At 37.4% G+C, this 22,975-nt stretch carries 19 protein-coding genes; all 19 read right to left on the bottom strand.

Annotated features, from left to right (window positions below):
- Positions 1-30 precede the first annotated feature (30 nt).
- The 19 genes from BLS59_RS04905 to BLS59_RS04815 all read right to left on the bottom strand — a co-directional run bounded on the left by BLS59_RS04905 (position 31) and on the right by BLS59_RS04815 (position 22,975).
- On the bottom strand, positions 31-1,518 hold the full coding sequence (locus BLS59_RS04905) for a phytoene desaturase family protein (RefSeq protein WP_091145462.1): 1,488 nt from the start codon (positions 1,516-1,518) through the stop codon (positions 31-33).
- Positions 1,519-1,702: 184 nt separating this feature from the next.
- Entirely contained in the window at positions 1,703-3,103 is a 1,401-nt protein-coding gene (locus BLS59_RS04900; RefSeq protein WP_091145458.1) for a UDP-glucose 6-dehydrogenase, read from the bottom strand.
- Between the two features lie 85 nt (positions 3,104-3,188).
- On the bottom strand, positions 3,189-4,133 hold the full coding sequence (gene fcl, locus BLS59_RS04895) for a GDP-L-fucose synthase (protein ID WP_091145454.1): 945 nt from the start codon (positions 4,131-4,133) through the stop codon (positions 3,189-3,191).
- A 5-nt stretch (positions 4,134-4,138) separates the two neighbouring features.
- Positions 4,139-5,254: a GDP-mannose 4,6-dehydratase gene (gene gmd / locus BLS59_RS04890; protein ID WP_091145450.1), complete on the bottom strand. Its 1,116-nt coding sequence runs from the start codon at positions 5,252-5,254 to the stop codon at positions 4,139-4,141.
- 60 nt (positions 5,255-5,314) lie between these two features.
- Positions 5,315-6,580 (bottom strand): WcaI family glycosyltransferase, encoded by a 1,266-nt coding sequence (locus BLS59_RS04885; RefSeq protein ID WP_091145447.1) that lies wholly within the window; start codon positions 6,578-6,580, stop codon positions 5,315-5,317.
- An 82-nt stretch (positions 6,581-6,662) separates the two neighbouring features.
- Positions 6,663-7,823: an acyltransferase family protein gene (locus BLS59_RS04880; RefSeq protein WP_091145443.1), complete on the bottom strand. Its 1,161-nt coding sequence runs from the start codon at positions 7,821-7,823 to the stop codon at positions 6,663-6,665.
- Between the two features lie 103 nt (positions 7,824-7,926).
- Positions 7,927-8,937 carry an acyltransferase family protein gene (locus BLS59_RS04875; RefSeq protein ID WP_091145440.1) on the bottom strand — a complete coding sequence of 337 codons (1,011 nt, stop codon included), beginning with the start codon at positions 8,935-8,937 and terminating at the stop codon, positions 7,927-7,929.
- A gap of 280 nt (positions 8,938-9,217) precedes the next feature.
- Positions 9,218-10,366 carry an acyltransferase family protein gene (locus BLS59_RS04870; RefSeq protein ID WP_091145436.1) on the bottom strand — a complete coding sequence of 383 codons (1,149 nt, stop codon included), beginning with the start codon at positions 10,364-10,366 and terminating at the stop codon, positions 9,218-9,220.
- A 50-nt stretch (positions 10,367-10,416) separates the two neighbouring features.
- The gene (locus BLS59_RS04865) at positions 10,417-11,232 is read right to left on the bottom strand and encodes a glycosyltransferase family 2 protein (RefSeq protein ID WP_091145432.1); all 816 of its coding nucleotides are present in this window, start codon (positions 11,230-11,232) and stop codon (positions 10,417-10,419) included.
- A 112-nt stretch (positions 11,233-11,344) separates the two neighbouring features.
- Positions 11,345-12,187 (bottom strand): aldo/keto reductase, encoded by an 843-nt coding sequence (locus BLS59_RS04860; RefSeq protein ID WP_091145428.1) that lies wholly within the window; start codon positions 12,185-12,187, stop codon positions 11,345-11,347.
- A complete protein-coding gene (locus BLS59_RS04855; protein ID WP_091145425.1) occupies positions 12,184-13,833 on the bottom strand; it encodes a GMC oxidoreductase in 1,650 nt (549 codons plus the stop codon). The genes BLS59_RS04860 and BLS59_RS04855 overlap by 4 nt, the downstream gene beginning before the upstream one ends.
- Positions 13,834-13,850: 17 nt before the next feature.
- Entirely contained in the window at positions 13,851-14,414 is a 564-nt protein-coding gene (locus BLS59_RS04850; protein WP_091145422.1) for an LbetaH domain-containing protein, read from the bottom strand.
- 95 nt (positions 14,415-14,509) lie between these two features.
- Positions 14,510-15,706: a glycosyltransferase gene (locus tag BLS59_RS04845; protein ID WP_205411188.1), complete on the bottom strand. Its 1,197-nt coding sequence runs from the start codon at positions 15,704-15,706 to the stop codon at positions 14,510-14,512.
- The gene (locus tag BLS59_RS04840; protein ID WP_091145419.1) at positions 15,693-16,865 is read right to left on the bottom strand and encodes a glycosyltransferase family 4 protein; all 1,173 of its coding nucleotides are present in this window, start codon (positions 16,863-16,865) and stop codon (positions 15,693-15,695) included. The genes BLS59_RS04845 and BLS59_RS04840 overlap by 14 nt, the downstream gene beginning before the upstream one ends.
- On the bottom strand, positions 16,866-18,086 hold the full coding sequence (locus tag BLS59_RS04835; RefSeq protein ID WP_091145415.1) for an acyltransferase family protein: 1,221 nt from the start codon (positions 18,084-18,086) through the stop codon (positions 16,866-16,868).
- A gap of 39 nt (positions 18,087-18,125) precedes the next feature.
- A complete protein-coding gene (locus tag BLS59_RS04830) occupies positions 18,126-19,157 on the bottom strand; it encodes a CgeB family protein (RefSeq protein ID WP_091145412.1) in 1,032 nt (343 codons plus the stop codon).
- Between the two features lies 1 nt (position 19,158).
- Positions 19,159-20,760, bottom strand: a complete 1,602-nt coding sequence (locus BLS59_RS04825; RefSeq protein WP_091145410.1) for a hypothetical protein — start codon at positions 20,758-20,760, stop codon at positions 19,159-19,161.
- Positions 20,761-20,787: 27 nt separating this feature from the next.
- Positions 20,788-21,942, bottom strand: coding sequence for a glycosyltransferase (locus BLS59_RS04820; protein ID WP_091145407.1), 1,155 nt, complete (start codon positions 21,940-21,942; stop codon positions 20,788-20,790).
- A gap of 46 nt (positions 21,943-21,988) precedes the next feature.
- On the bottom strand, positions 21,989-22,975 hold the full coding sequence (locus BLS59_RS04815; RefSeq protein WP_091145404.1) for a glycosyltransferase family 2 protein: 987 nt from the start codon (positions 22,973-22,975) through the stop codon (positions 21,989-21,991).

The raw sequence follows: 22,975 nt of genomic DNA, 5'->3' as shown, positions 1-22,975 counted from the left end.
TACTTGTGTTACTTTATCAAAACAAGGCCATTAAACTTTCGCCGTGTTAAGTTTATTAAGTGCAGGGTCGGTATCCAGATGAATATCAAAGATATCGCTCAATGCTTTGCGTGCGGCGTGATAGCCACACATGCCATGCACCCCACCACCCGGCGGGGTAGACGATGAACAGATGTACATGCTCTTCGCCGAAGTTTTATATGGAGATAACCGCAATGCCGGACGGGTAAAAAGCTGCCCGATATCAATTATCCCACCGTTAATATCGCCGCCTATGTAGTTGGCATTGTACTCTTCTATCTGTACGGTATTCATTACGCTGCGGGCCAGTATACGATCTTTAAATCCGGGGGCAAAACGCTCTACCTGGTTTTCAATGGCAGCGGTCATATCCCTGGTTGATCCGTTTGGCACATGGCAGTATCCCCACAAGGTTTGCTTACCCTCGGGAGCCCTGGATGGATCGAACGAACTTTGCTGTGCAAGCAGCACATAAGGATTAGGTACATGATTACCCATAGAGGTTTGCCTTTCAGATTCGGCTGTTTCTTCGATGGTATTACCAATGTGTATGGTACCGGCCTGCCGGCATTCGGCAGCAGTGAACGGTACTTCGCCATCAAGTGCCCAATCTACCTTAAACACGCCCATACCGTAACGATAACGCTCCAGCTGCCATTTGTATATCGATGAAAATTTATGACCTGCTATTTTAAGCAGCTGCTTTGGCGTAATATCAAACAATATAGTGTGGCAGGACGGTAACTGCTTAAGATCGGTTACGTAAAAGCCTGTTTGGATTTTACCACCTAATGATTCAAAATACGCAGCCAAAGCCCTGGAAATTGAACCCGATCCGCCTTTGGGGATTGGCCAGCCGGCTAAATGCCCTGCCGACATTAAAACCAGTGCAATTGCCGATGTAGCCATGTTTGACAGTGGCTGTATGGCGTGCGCTGCCATGCCACCTAATAAAGCCCTGCCTTTAGGCGTTTTAAACCTTTTGGCCAGTTGTAAAACCGGCTGCATGGCATTCAACCCAAACATGGCCATATCAATAGGGTGTTTAGGAAAATGCAATGGCCCCAAAACATCAGCCGCCATTGTTGGCCACGCGGCTACAATGGGTTCCATGAGTTTTAAATAGGCTTTTTCATCCGCACCGAGTGCACTCGCAGTTTCATTTATAGAGTGATACAATGCTGCAGCTGTGCCGCCATCAAGCGGGTGCGCAGCTGATACCGGCGGATTAATATATTCAAGACCAAACTGATGCAGTGGTAATGTTTTAAAATAGGGCGAGCTTAATGCCAGCGGATGTATGGCCGAACAAATATCATGCACAAAACCAGGCAGCGTTAACTCCGCCGAACGCAGGCCGCCGCCAATAGTATCTTTACCCTCCAGTATTAATACCGAAAGCCCCTGTTGCTGCATGGCAACTGCCGCCGCCAATCCATTGGGACCCGAACCAACAACAACGGCGTCAAAATCGCGCTTATCTAAAGTTTTTGCCAAGGTAGATTGGTTTATTGTAAAACTTAATTTATTGTGTGCAATGCCATTAAAAAACGCCTTTCACTATATAATAGATAAGTTAATACCTTTTAAATAATGATGGAAAACATAAAGTACAATATTGCAGAAGGCCGGAAATTTCCATTACCAGCCTTCTGTTTTATAATTTTCTGTTACCAGATAATTAGATGCTTGATCCGATAGACCAAACCTGGAAACCTATTTCCTGCAGTTTTGCAGCATCAAGCAGGTTACGGCCATCAAATACCTTAGCTGGTTTTAGCATACTGTCATAAATTTTTTGCCAGTCGTAGCCTTTAAATTCATCCCACTCGGTTAAAATTGCAATGGCATGGGCGCCTTTACAAGCCTCGTAAGGATCGGTAACTACGGTAACACCGCTTTTATTTTCGGCAGGCTCGCGTGTGCGCAGATAATCAAGATCGGCATATACCTGTGGTGCCTGAACCTTAGGATCAAACACGGCAATATCAGCCTGCTCATGCAGCAAATGATCGGCAACGTAAATAGATGCTGCTTCCCTTGTATCGTTGGTGTCTTTTTTAAACGCCCAGCCCAGGAATGTTATTTTTTTACCATTAACCGTGTTGTACAGGTTTTTGATAATCCTGTTGGCAAAACGCCTTTTCTGGTGATCATTCATGATGATAACCTGCTCCCAGTAATCAGCAACCTCATCAAGGCCATAACTTTTAGCTATATAAACAAGGTTTAAGATATCTTTCTGAAAACATGAACCTCCAAAGCCTACTGAGGCTTTCAAAAACTTAGGGCCTATACGGCTATCTGTACCTATTGCCTTTGCAACTTCGCTGATGTTAGCTTCTGTTTTTTCGCAAAGTTCGGTTAATGAATTTATTGACGATACTCTTTGCGCAAGGAAAGCATTTGCTGTAAGTTTTGATAACTCAGACGACCAAACGTTGGTAGTTAAAATACGTTCTCTCGGGATCCAGTTGGCATAAACGTCAACCAGGGCCTGAACCGCATTTTGTCCTTCGGCAGTGCTATCGCCGCCTATTAAAACGCGATCTGGTGCATCCAGATCTTCCATAGCGGTACCTTCGGCCAAAAACTCCGGATTGGAAAGGATCTGGAATTGAGAACCATTGCCTGTGTGTTGCAGGATATCCTTAATTGCACTTGCGGTACGTACCGGTAAGGTAGATTTTTCAACAATTATCTTGTTATCCTTTGCTACCCTGGCAATTTGCCTGGCGCAAAGCTCAATCCACTTTAAATCGGCTGCTTGTCCTTTACCCGCACCATAGGTTTTGGTTGGGGTATTTACAGATATAAATATCATTTCGGCTTCATCAATAGCCGATTCAACATCGGTAGAGAAAAACAGGTTACGCCCTCTTGCCTCGGCAACAACTTCGCTAAGGCCTGGTTCATAAACTGGTATGTTGCTCACATCCGGATCATTCCAGGCGGCTATACGCTGTTCGTTAAGATCAACTACCGTAACTTTAATATGCGGACATTTTTTGGCAATTACAGCCATGGTAGGTCCGCCTACATAACCGGCACCTATACAGCAAATCTTGGTAATATTGTTCATATATAAAATGATAATAATGCTATTGGCTTATTCGTGATAATAGCTATTGTAAAGCTAATTGTTTATTTTTAATAACCTGAAAATGTTACCGCTCTGTAACCAAAGCACCTTTGCTTAGAAAATCGTTATATGCCAGGGCAATACCTTCTTTTAGCGAAGTATGATGTTTCCAGCCGCTACTGTGCAGTTTGCTTACATCCATTAATTTGCGCGGGGTACCATCAGGTTTTGAAGTATCAAATTTCAGCTCGCCTTCGAAACCTACAATATCTTTAATTAATAGGGCAAGGTCTTTTATTGACAGATCTTCGCCGGTGCCGATGTTTACGAGGCCACGCTCATTAAAGTTTTGCATTAAATAAAAACAAGCTTCGGCAAGGTCATCGGCAAATAAAAACTCGCGCAACGGGCTTCCGGTTCCCCAAATGGTAACATCAGCTGCATTACTTTCTTTAGCCTCATGAAACTTGCGGATAAGGGCTGGCAACACATGTGAATTTTGAGGGTGGTAGTTATCGTTTAAGCCATATAAATTGGTGGGCATTGCCGAAATGTAGTTACAACCGTACTGATCACGGTAAGCATCGCACATTTTTATACCGGCAATTTTGGCAATTGCATAAGGCTCATTTGTTTCTTCAAGCAGGCCTGTTAACAAGTAATCCTCCTTCAATGGTTGCGGCGCCAGTTTTGGATAGATACAGCTTGACCCCAGGAACATCAGCTTTTTAACATCATTTAAGTAAGAGTTATGGATGATGTTGTTCTGGATTTGCAAATTATCGTACAAAAAATCGGCGCGATAAGTATTATTGGCAACAATACCGCCTACTTTGGCCGCTGCTAAAAACACGTAATCGGGTTTCTCTGTTGCAAAAAATTCTGTTACCTGTTGCTGATCGCGCAGATCAAGTTCTGATGATGTACGGGTTACAAAATTTGTAAAGCCCTCTTTTTGCAGCTTTCTGTATATGGCCGAACCAACCATACCTCTATGGCCGGCTATATATATTTTAGCGTTTTTTTCCATTGATATTATTCAAACTGGTTTTTAATAACGTAGCCTGAATCTTTTAATAGTTTTTCTCTTTTAAATAAATCAACATCGGCAGCCACCATTTCTTTAACTAATCCTTGCAGATCGTATTTTGGTTTCCAGCCTAATTTTGTATTTGATTTTGTTGGGTCGCCAATCAGTAATTCAACCTCAGTTGGGCGGAAGTATTTATCATCAACAGATACCACTTCTTTACCAACTTCAATCTGAAACTCAGGATCGCTGCAGCTTACTACATATCCTTTTTCGTCAACACCTTCGCCTTTAAATTCAATGGTGATACCAACTTCGGCGAATGACATTCTTACAAATTCGCGTACGCGGGTTGTTACACCGGTAGCAATTACGTAGTCCTCTGGTTTTTCCTGCTGCAATATCAGGTACATTGCCTCAACATAATCTTTGGCATGCCCCCAGTCGCGTTGTGCATCAAGGTTTCCAAGAAATAGTTTATCCTGTAGGCCCATAGCTATTTTAGCGGTAGCGCGGGTAATTTTACGGGTTACGAAGGTTTCGCCGCGTAAAGGGCTTTCGTGATTAAACAAAATACCATTACATGCATAAATGCCGTAAGCTTCGCGATAGTTTACTGTAATCCAGTAAGCGTACATTTTAGCTACTGCGTATGGAGAGCGCGGGTAAAATGGCGTAGTTTCTGATTGTGGCACTGCTTGCACCAAACCATATAATTCAGACGTTGAGGCCTGGTAAATTTTAGTCTTTTTCTCTAAACCTAAAATGCGGATAGCTTCTAATAAACGCAGGGTACCAATACCATCGGCGTTGGCGGTATACTCCGGGGTATCAAAACTTACTTTAACGTGTGACATTGCACCCAAATTGTAAATTTCATCGGGCTGAACTTGTTGTATGATGCGGATGAGGTTGGTTGAATCACTTAAATCTCCATAATGAAGGGTTAATTTGATTTCATTTTCATGCGGATCCTGATAAAGATGATCAATCCTATCTGTGTTAAACAGGGAACTACGGCGTTTTATACCGTGAACCTCATAACCTTTAGATAGTAGCAATTCAGTTAAATAAGCGCCATCCTGTCCGGTGATACCTGTTATTAAGGCAATTTTTTTCATATAGGGGTAGTGGTTTTATTTTAAAATTTCACTAATCGCAATAAAACTAACGATAATTTATCAATTTAGAAAGTTATTAACAAAATCACCCATAACATTATTAATATTAAGGTTCTTCAAAGCATATTTCCGGGCATTATCGCGTATTTGATCTAAATTTTCATCAACAATAATTGCATTAATGGCTTCATTCAATATTTCTTTGTTTTCTGGTTCAATCACATAACCAAGGTCATATTGTTTAATAACCTGGTGAAGCGACGTTCCTTCCGGTGCGGTAACAAGGCTAATACCTCCTACTGCTAAGATTGTGGTCAACTTAGAAGGCATCACAAGGTCGCTTGCATTGGCTTTTTGAAGTATTAAATGCACATCGGCCATATTCAAAAACTCGTTAAACAATTCTTTATCCTGTACGGGCAAAAAATTAATATTATTTAAGGCTTTCGTTTCAGCTATTTGAATAAGTTTTTCTTTATATGGTCCTGAACCACAAATGATGAATTTAATATTTCCTTTTTTCATCATACTTTCTGCAGCGTCAATTATACTTTCCAACCCTTGCTTCTCGCCTATTGCACCAGAGTATAAAAAGATAAAGTCGCTTTTATGATACCCCCATTTACTTTTAAGTTCGGAACGATTACTAAGCGGAAAAAAGTAAGCAGTATCAACCCAGTTTGGGAAAAAATATATTTCTTTATCAATTTTTGACTTAATTTTAGCGATCATGCCATCAGAAATACTACTCACATAATCCGCCTTTTGCATTATACTTTTTTCGATCTTGTAAATACGGTCAAAAAGTTTCTGGCTGGATAGCATGTTTAAATCCTGTGCTGCTTCTATCTGCAAATCCTGAATATGGTATAACAGTTTACCTCCTTTTAATTTTCTGATCATTAAACCCAAATAGGCTAAATGAAACGGGGGTGCAACTGTAATAATAAGATCAAACTTTTTTTTGCCACTAATGAGTTTAGGAAGCATCCAGAACATAGATGACCAAAATGAAAGGTCCTGGATCATCCTCTTCTTTCCGGTAGGATCAGCCGGTACATATGACGGGCATCTGTATACAGTTAACGATGTATTGGTTTCGGGATTAATGGTTACTTCTTTTTTATACCACCTGTTTTTATAAGGGGCCTGAACTTTCCAATAAGGGTAATACGGATAAGTAGTTAGCACTGTACAGTCATAACCGTTTTTGGTAAGCCAGTCAATCATTTCGCCATTATATTTTCCAATACCTGTTGGCTCTGGCGAAAAATTATGACTTATAAGAAGTATACTTTTAGATGACTGGTGTTTTTCAGGATTCATGAATATTAAGCGTAAGAAACCGCAGATTTAAATAGATTGCAAATTCAATTTGAACAATTTTTAACCTCTCATTTAAAGAAACTTAAGGTGTTACATGATGGCTTCTTTTCCGAAAAATTCTTCTAATCGAAAAAAGCTTTTTTAACCATTCTCTAAATTCAGCTGTTTTAAATTCAGTAAAGGTTGCTATAAGATATGAGCAAGCAATAACTATCAAAAAAACTCCGAAAAATATTAAATAACCATTTACAGTTGGATCCATCCAAATACCGGTATTAAATGAATTTTTAATTAAAGTTAAAACTAACATTATAATAGGGAAATGAACCAAGTACATACTGTATGAAAAGGACGATAATTTTTCATTCAGTTTAAGTCTGAAGTTAGTAGAAGCCTGATTAAAATTAGGAAATGAGGACAGCCAAAAGGCCACTATAAGCGCCAGAATTAAATCATAGTAAAAATTATCTAAATGAATGATTTTTTTTAAAGACAGCCATATAATAAAAGCAAAACCTAAAAAGAATTTATAATAGGCTTTATTTAAAGTTAGGTAAAATGGGATTAAACCTACAAGCCATATTATAAAGTATAACACGATTGAAAAAGGTAACATAACAACTACTGCCAAAAAAATCAAAACAGGAATAAAAATAAACTTGCTTTTATTTTTTACGAATAAAAATGACAACCCTATACAAGGGAATAGTATATAATACCAAAATTCACAAGACAAACTCCATAGGGGGCTATTACTACCTAACGGAGGCAGTACTATACCTTGTAGCATAAATAGAGATGACATAAAGTATTGAATAGATACGCGGTCCTTTATTGAAAAACCGAGGGTGGCTGTTCTTATTTTGTTTTGGTAAAGACCGATGTGATCGAAATAGATACCTGTATGGTCAAGAATAACCGTAAGCAGCAGGGCCACAAATAAAACCGCATATAAACGACTAATTCTATTTAATGTATATTTTTTCAGATCAAATGTATCGTTTTTAACCTGTTTAATAATAGAACCTGCTATAAGATACCCACTTAAAACAAAAAAAACTATTACAGAAGTATGCCCCAAACCTGTAATAAAATAAAAAAACTTAGTAAAGAGATTACTATTTTTTATAAAACCATAATCTTTAAATAGAATAGACCTCAAGTGATTAAATATCACCAAAAAAGCCGAAGACCAGCGCAGTATGTGAATAAAAGTTGACCTCGAAATATTTTGGGTTACCATACAATTTTTAAGTTAATCACGGTTATTAAGGGGTTTCCATGTAAAATCAGCCGATAAATATGACGGGCAGTGGCATGAAATTGTATAAATAAATTGACAGTCATTACTTATATAATTTTTCATTTGAGTCAACCCAACCCCTTCTATAACTGTCAATAGGCTTATCGTAATATTTATATATTATATAACTCAGCAGCAATGTTAAAACCAAATATACAAGTGAATATGGCACTCTTTGAGAAAATGAAATCCCCTTAATATAAAAATTGTAGGGGATAATTAAAACCCAGTGACATAAATACATAACGTATGAAATATCCCCTAAAAGCCTGTCAAATTTCGAACTTTTAATTCTAACGGAATTACTAATAGCAGGAATAATTAATAATGGTAAAGTTTCATTTAAATACATGTTATAATCAGTTGCATTATTGCCTACCGTAATTTTCCTTAAACCGGGTATTAAATAATTGGTGGCCAAAATTAAAACAAATAAAATAAGCGCCCCGCTTTCTATATTTTTATTAAAAGTTAAATTCTTCAAATAAATTAAAATACCAATTAGGAAAAATGCTATATAATAAAGTAACGTTTTTGAAATAAAACCTTTAGCGAAAACTAAATTAATTAAAACCGCCAATAAAATTACCCCTATAAACGCTTTGTAATTGAGCTTACATAACCAGCTAAGCAAAGCCGGATAAATCAAATAAAACTGAAATTCAATATCTAATGACCAGGCAGGTATTAAAAAAACGGGGGTGATGTGGTTGAAGCCTAAAAGAAATATGTTGGAGAAAATATATCCGGTTATTTTTAGCGCACTAAAAGTTGAGAGTGCTTGAAAAATACCGGGGTTATAAAAATATGTAAATACGCCTCCCAAAAGATTAAACAATAAAAAAACGGGGAATAACCGCCATATTCTGCTTATATAAAAAACAAAAAGCGGGTTTTTAAATTTCACATATTTTTTTTGATACATGAACGTAATCCAATATCCGCTTAAAATAAAAAAACAGCAAACAGCAAAATGGCCTAAAAAAACAAGTTTCGTGATGTGAAAAAGAATTACAGTGAATGCCAGAATAAATCTTATCGAGCCAGGTTTCATAAATATTTATGCATATAGTTTAAAACTTAATTCGATTAAAACATTTTCCACAATATAGGGGATGAAGCGAACTTCTGAAGTTTATCAAATATAATTAAAATTTCAATTTCATCAATACTAAATAGTATTTTTTAAAATTATAATAAAATATAAAGCAATAATTAGAAATTATTTCAATTATTTGATATTACTTTTTTTCATTGATACCATGTACCAATAAATGCTGATATAATATCGCCTGCTTAAATCTATTCTAACATGGGATCGTAAATTATCCAGTTTATTTTATTTTGTCTTTTAAACGCAAAAAATGCTTTTCAAACAGATGCCAACTCAGTTGAGAAATTAATATAGACAGTAATATCCCGGTGATCATAAAAAACAACTGCCAGGGAATTTGGCTGTTGAAATACATAACCGGTTTGCCAAATGCTTTTGATAAAATAAAGCGTACAAACGGGTGGAAAATATACAAGGCATAGCTATATTTCCCTAAAAAAACCAGCCACCTTGTTAAAAAAACCTTCCTGATACCGAAATTAAACTTTACGTGTGCTTGCAGGAGCAATATCAAAGTAGCAAATGTGGCGCCAAGCAATGTGAATGAAAAAACATAGATTGCCGGACTTTCATGATAATCAGAACCAAAAAAACCAAGTGTAAGAATTGCACAAGCCAGTAAAAAGTAAAACAGGTAAGTTATTTTTTGGTAAGGTATGTGGCTGTAATTTTTAACGCATACGGCCACTAACGATCCAAATGCCAGAGTGTCAATTCGGGTAAAGGTAAATTCATAAATTGATAAAGCTCCCCAGCCTATGGAGTGCAAATAAATTCTTAAGAGCAAAGAAGATATGATAATTCCAATACTTATGTTTCTTAACCACTTTAAAGATGTTATATAAACTATCAGCGGCCAAACTAAATAAAACTGTTCCTCTATTGCCAATGACCACAAATGCGCCGAACCTGCCGATGAAAATTTACCACTTACAGCTTGTTTTATATTTGAAAGATATAGCCAAAACCAAATCTGTATACTTTGAGAATACCTCACTTTATTCATCTCAAAGGCACTAATCTTATTAATAATAAGCGGGTAAAATAAAACAAATAAAACTATCAGGTATAAATAGTATAATGGAAATATTCTTAAAGTTCTCTTATAGTAAAATGAAACAAAATAATTCCCTCTTTTTTTACTTTCTATCAAAATACCGGTAATCAAAAACCCGGATAGTGCAAAAAACATATCTACACCTATCCATCCAGCATTTAATAACCGACTAAAAAAACCATCAATAATATTGACGGGTACCAGGCTCATTACGTTAAAATGAAACATCATAACAATTAAAACCGCAAGCCCGCGCATGCCATCCAATTCTATTATATGTCTTTTTTTATCTTTTGCAATCGTTTGATTCATAGTTAATTGAAAAGATTAGGGGTGTTATAAATTATAAACATTATGTAGGGTCACTTTTTTAATAATTCCTTAGTTCTCAGCACAATAAAGTACTCATAGATAGCCTGAAGTGTTGCATATGTAACCCCAGCCTTACCATCTAAAAATGCCCTCCGCCAAACTACCATATACAGCCATTTTACGATTGGTCTGCCAGGTATTTTATAAAATATTCCTTTTTGATTGTAACGGCGTTCGGTAAAATCCTTACTGAATAACGCTTTGGAAAGTGAAAATTTTGAACCTTTCCCCATATCTTCTAATCTCGTTGCTGCTTCCATATCGGCATAGCTTAAATGGCGTGATATCCAATATTTAATTCCCTTGCTAAACGGGTAATGATCCAGGTAGCCGGTTATTTTTCCTATAGGGCCATCGGGTATGGAGATAGGGTTTACCAAACGCTCATACCTCATTTTATTGGGTTTAAAAAACCTCAAATAATAGGGTGAGATCTGGGCATGTTTAAGCCAGGTGCCGTCCCATGAAAAATCACGTCGCTGGATTTCATATGCAACGGCTTTATCATCGTCAAAATTGAAGTTTTTTAAACTTTCATATAAACTTTCAGACACTCGCTCATCAGCATCAATATACAAAACCCAGGGGTATTTAAAAGGAATATTGGATAACCCCCAATTTTGGTGAGCCGACCAATTATCAAATTTTCTTTTTGTAATTGTTGCTCCTGCCGCTGTTGCGATTTCGGCTGTTCTGTCATCACTGAAGGAATCAAAAACATGAATATCATCACACCACGATACCGACTTCAAGCAATCAGGTAAATCCTGTTCTTCGTTTTTTGTAAGTATTAGAACTGATATCATAGTGTATTCAGATTTTAAAGAATTTCATTATAGTATGTAAATGAAGATTATTTTAATTGTATAGAGCCAGCCCCACGCTAATAATTATAAGTCGCGATTATTTACCGCAACATTAACTCAATAAAGCAGCATTGGCTTTAATATGCTTTTCATTAAACATTGAACAAAGAATAACACTGTTTTGAAAATCATCAAAAAGCTTTTTTAACTTTTCATCGGGCTTCATTGATGTTGTACCTCCACGCAGGGGAGAAAACAGAATATTAGGCTTATCTCCTCTTTTTATGAGTGTATCCTCATATCCTGGTGCTCCTGGCGAGTTATCAAACTGAAGCAGATCAAATTTATTGATATAGGCTGTGTGTAAATGCTCCTGGCTGCGCATATATGCCAAACCCAATGCCCTTATTTTTCCTTCTGCTTTCAATTTGTCTGCGGTAGTAAGCAAATCTTCAATTTCATGAATAGTTTCAAGCGGTTCATGAATAAAAAAGTAATCCAAATAATCTGTATTTAACTCACGCAAACTTTTTTCAAGACTTTTACGCATTTCATTCCCATTCAAAGGAATACGGTTATGAAAACGATCTGCAACTACTATATTATTGGATACAACAGGCTGCGGCTTCGAGGCATTTTGCTTTTTAATATTATTTATCAAACCTCGTAACAGCGGTTTAACCGGTTTTAATATGGCAGCTTTCCAATTTGCCTTTATACCAAATTTGCTTGCTATCACCATATCATCTCTTCGGTTTTTAATAACCTTACCTATAAAGCCTTCGGCATCCCCGTAACCGTAAGACCGTGCCAAATCAAAGTGATTTATACCGCAGTCTATAGCACAATCAAGGGCACGCAGTGCAGTTTTTGCATCAACCGAGCCTAATATAGGGGCGCATCCAAATCCTAAGACCGATGATGATATACCTTTTACAAGTTCTGTTTTTTTCATATAATCTTAGTTAAATGGTTTGCCAGTCGCACCGCAAATGCTCCTAAATAAAAAGTAGGATTTGCCTGGCCGGAAGTAGGAAACACCGAGCTGCTGCAAACGAATACATTTTTTGTACCCCAAAGCTTTAAATCGGTATCAACAACACCTGCCTCAGCAGAATCGGCTATTCTGGTAGTGCCGGATTGATGGATACCATCCTTTGACATTTGCCTTATAGCATCAATAAATTCTTCGGGCTTAAACCAGTACTCCAGTTCGCCGCAGTTATGATCACGCAACCACTTATCCAGCTCTTTATGTAAATCAATTACCGACTGTATATCTGCATCGGTAAGTGAATAATTAATGATCAGTTCTTCTCCATCGGGGCCCAGTTCCATATAATTGTTAATATCCGGCACCTGTTCTGAATGAAAATGAAGCGCGTAACGATTTTGAGGACTAAACAAAAACACACCAGGCAGTTTGCGTTTTAAACAATACCTTTTGTAAAATATAGATGCGGGTGTTAGCAATGAACCTGGCAAATCTTTAACAACATTCCAAATATGTTTTCCAACTCCTTTAACTTCACCTTTAGTAATAGAGTGTGCTATGGCAGGGGGGGCCAGTTTTTTACCTAATACCGGTGTTATCATTGCCAGGTACATAAATGACATTGCCCCGCTTTTATGTTTAGGATCGAAATAAAGTGGGTTATCAAGCCATATGGCGGTATTCAATAAATTATTTTCAACCAGAAATTTTGTTGAAAACTGAAAACGCCGTCTTAAATATATACCATCCTTATCATTCAAAAAGCCGTAATCGGTTTTTTTAGGATCACCTTTAAAGCGTACAGTTGCAATTTTACCGGATAAATGGCCCTGGTAATATTTACCTAAAGCCACAGGAGGCTGCGGTAACAGGCTAAATAGCTGTTGGTTACGGAGCAGGATGCGGGTTGTTTCCTGCGTGCCGGCTGCCAAAACAAAAACCGACGCGTTAACTTTTCTTATCGATTTATCTTTAACGTTTCTGATTTCCAGCGTTGAAACAGTTCCATCGGCTTCAGGCGCAGAAAAGGTTCTCGCTTCTGACGCATCAATCAAAAACAGGTTCGGACATTCCAAAATTTCTTTAGCATATCGGTCGCCAAAGCGTGTGGGCATGCTCCATCGTTCAACTACCGAATCTGTTATGTGACCTTCAACAAAACCTTCGGCTATTCGCTGATCTTTAAATTCGGGTATTTTATTTAGATCAAAAACAGGTTCGCCACATTCAAAGTAAGCTGTAGTTTGCGGCAAATATTCATTTACTTCATTAAACAAGCTAACATCCCAGGTACAGCCCCCGTTTACCACAGGTCTGTCAACAAAATCTACCTCATCATACGTAACACATCTTCCTCCCCATGTAGCAGTTGACCCACCCAGGCCTTTATTTGTACATTCATAAGGATCATGATGGTTTATAGGGTTTATGTTTTTAATAGAGTTATCCAGTTGGTTTTCTGCTGGTTGCTCTTTAAACCCATACTCCACAAGCAAAACATCTTTTGATGGATTAAGCTTTGCGTACTCCAATGCAGTAATAATACCGGCCGGACCGCTGCCTATTACACACACATCATATTTATTTTTTAATTCTTCTGTTTTCATTGATAGCCTGTCGTTTCCTATAGAAAATTAGTCCTTTTCTTCACTGATACCGCCGGGTTTCCTGCATACAACGTCCAGGCTTCCAGATTTTTTGAAGTAACCGAAGCTGCTCCCAGTACACTACCTTCTGCACAATTTACCCCTGGCAAAACAACTGCTTTTGCACAAATCCATACCCAGGGTTCTAAAACAATTTCCTTTTTAATATAAGTAAAATCTGCAGAATTATAATCATGGGTAGCACCACATAAATACGCGTATTGAGATATAATAGCATGATGGCCAATTCTTACACCGCCGGGGTTATAAACTTCGGCATAGGGGCCAATAGTAACCACATCCTCTGTAGTTAAAAGCCATGGCGCCCATATCTTGCAGTTGGGATATATAAAATTACTTTTGCCAATTTTAGCGCCAAACAAACGCAAAATAAAAATGCGCCATTTATGTAACGGATTAGGTGTCCAACTGCAAAACAGCTTCCATACTATGTTCCAGCAGTACCGGCGTAAATAATCCAGAAGTGGAAATGACGGTCTTAAATATGCATCCGAATTTTTGGGGTCGTGACTGGAAAGCATCTGGTAGTTGTAATTTTAGTTATTAAATAAGAAACAACGATATGTTTATTGCTTCATAATACATGTAATCAGTATTTTAGTTAATTTGATTAAAATTAAGCTAGAGCATTTTTTACATTGATGGCATGAGGTGCTATACTAAAGTATAATTCAAATGCCTTTTTTGCATTATCAGCCATAGCTTTTCTATCTGAATTATTTAGATTTTGCCATTGCTTTAGTAAATTAATAGTTCCGTTAAGCGTATCCTCCAACACAATACCTCCGCCTGCCGATTCAATCTCACGCCATATATTTATCTGATTTGAAATTAGTACTGGCTTGCTGCAGGCCAATGCCTCGGCCACCGATATTCCAAAGTTTTCCTGGTGGCTTGGTAAAATAAATGCATCGCATGTATAAAAAGCGCCCCACTTTGCCTCTCCTGAAAGCATGCCTGGAAAGTGTATCAATTTTTTCAATTTTGAATTATTGTTTACTATTTCCTGCATCTGCAAGCCATAAGAAGTGTCCAAACCAGGGCCGGCAATAACAAGGTTTGGCAATACTGCGTTTTCATCGCTAAGAATAGAGGCATATGCATCTATTAATAGATCCACTCCTTTTTTTTCATGAATGCGGCTCAAAAAAAGCAAAAATGGTTCATTTTTATTGATTTGACTGCATTTTTCTGAAAAAGCCTCTTTCATCAATAAAGAGTAAGCAGGGGGAGAAACTATGCCATACCCAACATTAATTTCCTTTTGTGGTTTATAGGGTGTAAAACTCTGTTTTGCCAAAGACAATTCATCCTGGGTGGTAAATAGTACACCAGCTACATTATTAATCAAATCGCCCTCAATAAATTTCCAATAAAGCCAGTTTCTAATGGCCTTTAATTTTCGGCCGGCAGCTTTCTGAAAGTATGGGTCAAGCATACCGTGAGGCATTACAAAAACACGGGGTACCGGGCCAATATTATTTTTTTTCAGAAATTTTAACGCTTTATTAACCGCATATCCATGATATAACCACAAGCCGTGAACTATAACAGCGTCATAATTGCACAAATTTTGTTTTAGCCAGGGTAATAAGTTTGCGTTATACCACCACGGTCCTTTATGTTCGCCAAGTGCATGAATAACAAAGTCATCTTTTGTCAAAAAAGGCTCGTCGGGGTTATTTAATGCTACTACTTCGTTTTCAACACCTAATTTTTTTAATTCAGGAATCGAATTTCTGATTCCCTGGGAAGGGCCGCCCAAGCTGGGGTTCATGCTGGACACAACTCTGAGTACTTTAAAGTTTTTCATTGTTTAATATTTCCAGGTATATACTCTCAATTTCGTTTATAGCTTCCTGCGTGTCAAATCGTTTAACATTCAACAATCCTTTGCTGATAACTTTTGCACGTTCATCCTCATCCATAGAAATCACATTATTTAACACAGCTGATGCAGCTTCTGCCCAGCTTTGCCTGTCAGCCTCATCATATGGCATTGCCGGCACTAAAAAGGCAGCGTCGCCAGCTACTTCAGTCATCGGGGCCTGGTTGGTAGTTACAACCGGGCAGCCCGAAGCCATAGCTTCGGCAATTGGCCATCCAAAGCCTTCTGCAAGTGATGGAAAAATAAATACCGATGCGGCGGCATAAGCCGATCTTACAAACTCATCGTCTTTTCCTGTTAACAAGTGTATATCGTTTTTAAAAGCAGACTTATTAAAAGCTGCAACTATTTCACTAACCGGAGGGCTTCCAATCATCAGTAACGGAAGGGCGCTCTCATAGTTTTTACGATAAGCATTATATATATCAATTACCCCAACCCTGTTTTTATACCATTGATTACCGCCTACATGCAAAATGTAACCTCTTTGTAAATCAATAGCTAATTCACTTTTAAGTTTATTTATAGATTGCGCTTTATCAAATTTTAAAAACGACTGGTTCAGCCCGTTGTAAACAACCTTTGACAGAGCGGGTTTAAACGGTAAAAATTCTGCCAGATCTTCCTGGGTCTTCTTCGATACCGAAATAAAATTTTTCCCTGCTAAATATCCTTTATTTATATAAGATTGATAAATACGGCCCGATTTACTTGTGGGGTTTTGCGGAATTTGTCCCAGTGCAGATCGTTGAGCTAAGAAATCATGGCAATGAATAACATGCTTTTTTTGGGCAACCAGCGGCACCCATGGGCCAAGAGCGTGATCGGTAAATACAAAAAGTGTATCCGGACTGCACGATTTCAATCGGCGGTTTACTTCAAGTGGAAATATTATATATTGATCTATATAACCAAACCATTTTTTGAGCGCAGAATTACCGGGAGTTTTTCTAACTCTGGCTTTCGGCGACCACACCTGCACATTATGTCCCTTTTGCGCCATCCCTTCCGACAACATTTTTGCAAAGCGGGGCATACTTTGCGAACCGAGAAATGAAGGATGCGTAAAAAAAACTAAATTCATTTAAATCTTTTTGTCAGCCTTATTAAATATAAAATTCTTAAACCTGCTGAGATTATTATTATCTCGCATTTTCATACCTGCTCTTTCAATATAATTATATGACCAACAAGAAGCGAAATAAGTAAGTGCCAGCATAACCGCTATAGCAGCAATTTTATACCCGATATTTAAATTTACGGTATAGTGAATTAATAAATTCAAAAACACTGTGTGGCTCAAATAAATTGAATATGATATAATGCTTACATTTTGAATAAAACTTGCAACCGGCGAGTAAAAGCTGGATTTTTTAATCTCCATAAAATAAGGAAGCAAACAAGAAAAAGCTATTCCCAATAACGGAAAAGTTAAAACAAAAGAGTAACCATTGAAATTCTCCAGTAAAATGAACTTAAATAAATATAAAGAAGTTATTAAAAACACAATTGCAACAGCCAACAGTACCGTTTTGTACTTGGCAATAGTTTCTTTATGAAAGTGATACAAATAAGCAAACAGAACACCGTAAGCTGCAGCATCCAATCTCAATAACACTATTTTCCTTACACCATGATAAATTCTATTTTGAAAATTTGAAATTTTAACCTTTGTTGCCAAATGAGTTAACCATCCCGAATCAATAAGATAAAACACTACAATTTTTATTATAATCGCAAAAACAATTGTCAGTATGATATTATAAATAAACGCCTTTCGCCGGTTAGTTTTAAAAAACGATATACAGATAAATAATAACAGGGGGGTTAAAAAATAAAACCATTCTTCTATCGCCAGGCTCCAGCCAACCCCAAAATAGGCTGAAAAATTGCCTACAAGATTCTGAAGAAATAAAAATGATATGATTACAGTTTTTAAATTACTCCTCTCGAATTCTACAAAGCCGGATGCAAATGCTACCAGGGTATATACAAAAAAGTAAAACCAATATGCAGGTAACGTTCTAAGCCATCTTCTTTTCCAGAAATTTATTATTGTTGCTTTATTATATAAAGAAGAGTTTAAAACAATCTTCAACAAAATACTACCAATTAAAAACCCACTTAAAGTAAAAAACAGCTCTACTCCAATAACACCACTATAATTTCGAAGGGTAGAGGTAGAAGAATAAGTGGGTAACAGTTGCTGGCCATGATCAATTAAAACAAAAACAATTGCCAAAAAACGTATTATATCAAGTCCAAATATCCGGCCTTCCTGATTAAATATGGGTTTAGTTATCATATATTGTTTAATTAATGGTCAGTATAAATCTATGGTGCCTCATATATTATCAATGATTTTTTTGCATATATCTTCATTCCCACCCTTAAGCTTCAAAACTTTTTCCCGGCCACCCTTCCTTATTTGCTCTCTTAGATTATCATTATTTAATAAATTGAGACAAACTTCGGCACATTCTTCTGCACTGCTCCAAAATACCGCTTCTTCACCTTCGGCATACATATCCATATGTGTACTTGTTCGCTCGGCGCAAAACAAACCGCCGATAAAAGGGATTTCAAGTGACCGCCTTGTATAAAGATCACGATTGCCTTTTGAAAGCAGACCCAAACATATTTTTGCTCCCTGTATTGCTGCTATGTAATCTTTTCCGCCTAATGCACCGCCTTTGTAATGAGGTTTTAATTGATTCCAATATTTAGATTTTGGCCATCTGCCTCCCCAGATGCTTACGTTTATACCTTTGTTTATCAGCGTTAAAATAAATTCATCACGTTTCTCAAATCTCATCCATGTACCAATAAAAGCCACGTCTGATTTGAATTGAGGCGGTATATCATCAATATTTGAAAATGGTTTATGCAAAACTTCGTCATAAGACATCATTACCTGCATTACCTTTTTTGCCCCTAACGCTTTGTATTCAGCAATGTTAATTTCACGCATTACCGCAATAAGATCATAATATGGAATGGCTTTTAACAAAGAGTAAAAACGTCCTTTATCCCTTCCGCCAGTAGGATCGTCGTTATTATAAAGTACAACCGGACAACCCAATTCTTTGAGTTTCTTCAAACAATCCACGCCCAATAATTCGCCGCTATTTACCCAGATAAGATCGGGTTTTGGTGTTTTCGACAAAATATCCGTTAACCATTTTACTATTTTCTTTTGCAAAAACCGATAGCCTGTTCTATAATGAAATAAGTTACCCAACATGGATTTCATATTTTCATTAATACAATCTTTTGGGCTATAAATATTTACATTGTGCCCAAGCCTGCTAAGTGCACTTGCCCTGTGAAATGAGGTAGATGTTTTACTGTTATCGCCCAGGTAAAGAATTTCCATATTAACTTATTAATTGTTTTTTATTTTTTGACAGCGAATAAAATGTTTTTGGGAAAATTATTTTTGCCAAAACAGCCATTACAAGCCAAAAAAGGAAGGTTCTGAGCCATAAGAACCAATTGGTAACCGCCCCCTGACTTATGGCTAATAAATACAATTCGAAAAAAACAGCAAACAAAATTACAGTGAACAATCCACGTAGATTTACGGATGCAATAATTGTCAGCACTAAGTTCCACAAACAATATATGAGTAAAGGATAAATTAGTATACCTGCCCAGGAAAACTCTGTATAGGAAGTCAGGTAAATAGAATCGGCTACATCCACATCACCAATAGGGAAATACTTATACAATAAGCCTTCCTGCACTGGATAATCTTTCTTATTAGGAAATAAAGGGCCCGGAATTGCCCAGATTGCGGAGTTGCGGAGATTTTCTCCGTATGAAAATTGTGGTCGTGGAAATTGCATACATATAGCAAGAGGCATTGCCAACAACGGCCGGGATGCCAGGTTAGCCGTAGTTTTGTCACTCGCAGCTGCCCTTAATGCCGAAGACGACTCATATTTTGCCAATGCCTGGGGTAAAATTTCTATTACGCTTCCTTTAAAATTTGACAAGCCAGAATCAGAGCTCCGGACAAAATTGTTAAATAGTAAAATCTGAGACAAAATTGGATAAACCACAGCAATGATTATTACAAGCCTAAGTATTCTGGGGCGTTTACCAGTAAAAAATGCAAACCAATAACCATGTGATACTATGGAAAATATAAGTGAGCCCCGCCCCCTGGTAAAACAGAGAAAAGTTATCATTAAAATAGATACAATAGCTATAAGCCACACCCTTTTACTTTTAGCAGTTTTTTCTGGCGCAGAAAGTTTAGCAATTAACAAGCTGTTTAAGAGAACTTGAACAGGAAGCATTGATTGGTATAAAGGAATCCAGGACGGTTCCTCCCCTTTAGCCAAGCCTTCAACCACTAATGCACGCTGACCAATAATACCAGATGCTACTAAAGCTACCTCAATTATTACTACAATAAAGATTATAAGCTCAATTCGTTGAATATTAATATTTCTGATTTCGCTCAATAAATTGAATAGTTTTTTTTCAAGCTTATTAATTTTTGCATTGGTAGAAAGAAACGCCAGCACCAAAGAGAACAGTGATATAAAGCACATAGCCAATGCGTAGGAAGTAAGCTGACATCTGCCTATAGGTGAATTTCCCAACGTTTCTCTGATAGATAAACCGGATGTTCTGTGAATATATGATGCTAATAACCAGGCAATATTTTGCGTAGTACACAACGAAGCTGCGCCGAGCCTGCCAAGACGAATCATTTCAACCGGGCGTCCTATTCTGCTCCAGAACCATGATATCAACAAAAATGAAGCAAAAGCAGATGATATATCTGCAACGATTACACTATCTAAAAAGTAGGCAAAAAACCAACCCGGAATAGTTATTGCTATTAAGAAGGATAAGGACCATTTATTAGTTATAGAGTCATATAATTTTGTTTGCGTAAAAGACCGCTTGTTTTTTTTATTTAAAACAACCTGGTTTTTACTATCTACTGTACTAATACTATTCATAATTCCCTCCTCATCAATTTATTATAATCAAACTAATGTATTGATCAATTTCACGTAATTATCTCCATATTTATTCCATCCGCCTATTGATTGCACACGTTTAATAGCAGCTTCTGACATTTGCAAACGAAGCGATGGATCATCAGCTAATTGCTGCAACCGTTCTGCAATTAAATCGGGCGAACGGATAGGAAGGATAAAACCTTCAACCCCATCTTCAAAAAGGTCGTCGGCACCGCTATTGGTGGTAGCTATAACGGGGCAGCCACATGCCATAGCTTCTCCCATAACCATGGCTAAACCCTCTTCTAAACTCGGAAGCACAAATACGTGGGCCGAACTATAAATCTGTGATAAATCCTTATTAGGAACCAGTCCTTTAAAAACAACCGCTGAAGTATCTCTGGAATTAAGCAGTTGTTTCACCTCGGGCTGCACCTGCCCAACTACAATAAGCTGCTTATTGGGATGGCTTAATTTATTAAATGCGTCAAGAATATCTAAAAAACCCTTTCTTAAGCTTACAGCACCTACCCAAAGTACTGTAAATTTATCAGCATCCGGATCGGCTATTTTTTTAAACCTATCTAAACGGGCACCATATACTACTTTAACTATCTTCTCCTCCGGAACACCCATTTCGATAAATGATCTTCTTACAAATTCAGATGGTACAGTAATAACATCGGCATGTTCATATTCAGCCTCTTCTTTCCTGATATTGCGGGCATCTATTCCAGGAAACTTTAATCCCCAGCGCAAATACTCTTCACTAAGTATCTCATTTTGAAAACGGATATGAGATGACCCTCTGTCACATATATGATATCCTCCAATACGTTTGGCAGCTTTACCGGCATACAATCCGCTGCCTGAAAGCGCCACAACAATTGTTGGTTTTTTTATAGTTGATGCCACATGTTTATCAAGGGTTTCATGTGCAAGCCATGATATTTCTTTTTTTAACCAGGGCAATTTGGATAGCCCTAAACCCGAAAGTGCCATATAGGGCGTTTGAATCCATGGAAAACTATGAATCTTGTTAATATCTATTCCGGTTTCATCCTTTAACTTACGCTTGGGATAACCAGTCCATATACATTCCAATAAACGATTAGCTTCGAGTTGTCTTGCCAGGTGAAAGTGGTGAAACCGTCCAATCGAAATTTGCGTTACATTCATATTATGTACTAATTCTGTTGTTAAGTTAATTCGATTAAAAGCAAGTTTATTTCTCCAGTGTTGATTTTAAAAGTCGTTTTGCGATTGTAACCCTCCCAAAACGCCCCCCGATACTTAAAAAAAACACTAACCATCTGAAGAAGCCGGAGAAAATATAAATTGAATTTATGGAGATCCTGTCCAATTCCTTTATATAATCGGCCTTTCCCTTTAGCCAAAGCCTTACAGCGGTATCCCGCTGCAACGCATCGTAATTAATTGTACCATGAAGTTTTAAAATAAAATTAACATCACGATACTGGTTAGAAATATTATTAAACAGTTCACTAACGATTGCAGACTTTTGAGAAAGCAATTCGCCCTTACGATTAAGAGATACTGAGGCTGTTCCTTCATGACGTCGTACAAATATCACAGACTCATTTTGGATTCCTATATTAAATTTCCTCCCTGCTCTGATCCAAAACTCATAATCGCCTGCGTAAGGATAGGCTCCGTTAAAAAAACCGCTTTCTTCAACAATACTTGTTCGCACGGCAACATTAGAAAGGTTACCCAAAATGTTTCCAAATGCGTAAAATAACACATCGGAGTTTTTACTTTCAATTACAGCCGGGATAACCTTTTGCTGATATGCCGTTAAGCTATACTTTAAATTATAGGTATGGTTAAAACGAACAAGCCCTATATCCGGGGAAGCGTTTTTCCAATAGTTAACGATGGTATCAAGTGAATCATCGTTAATCATATAATCATCCTGGCAAAGAATCTGACATACTGGTGCTTGTGCCTTTGAAAAGGTAAAATTCAGATTGCCAAAAATACCCTGATTTTTTTCTTGTTTGAAAACCTTAATTCGCGAATCACTGATGGTATCTAAATAATCCCTCGTTCCATCGTTTGATCCATCATCGCTAATTATCATTTCCCAATTCTGAAACTTTTGCTTAATCACAGATTCAACACATTCCCTTAAGTATGGAAGACCGTTCCATACGGGAGTAATTATTGTAATTTCAGCATTCGATTTCAT

This window comes from Mucilaginibacter pineti, from assembly GCF_900101875.1.
In the GTDB taxonomy this organism is placed as follows: Bacteria; Bacteroidota; Bacteroidia; order Sphingobacteriales; family Sphingobacteriaceae; genus Mucilaginibacter; species Mucilaginibacter pineti.
This window is presented reverse-complemented; position numbering and strand designations above follow the sequence as displayed.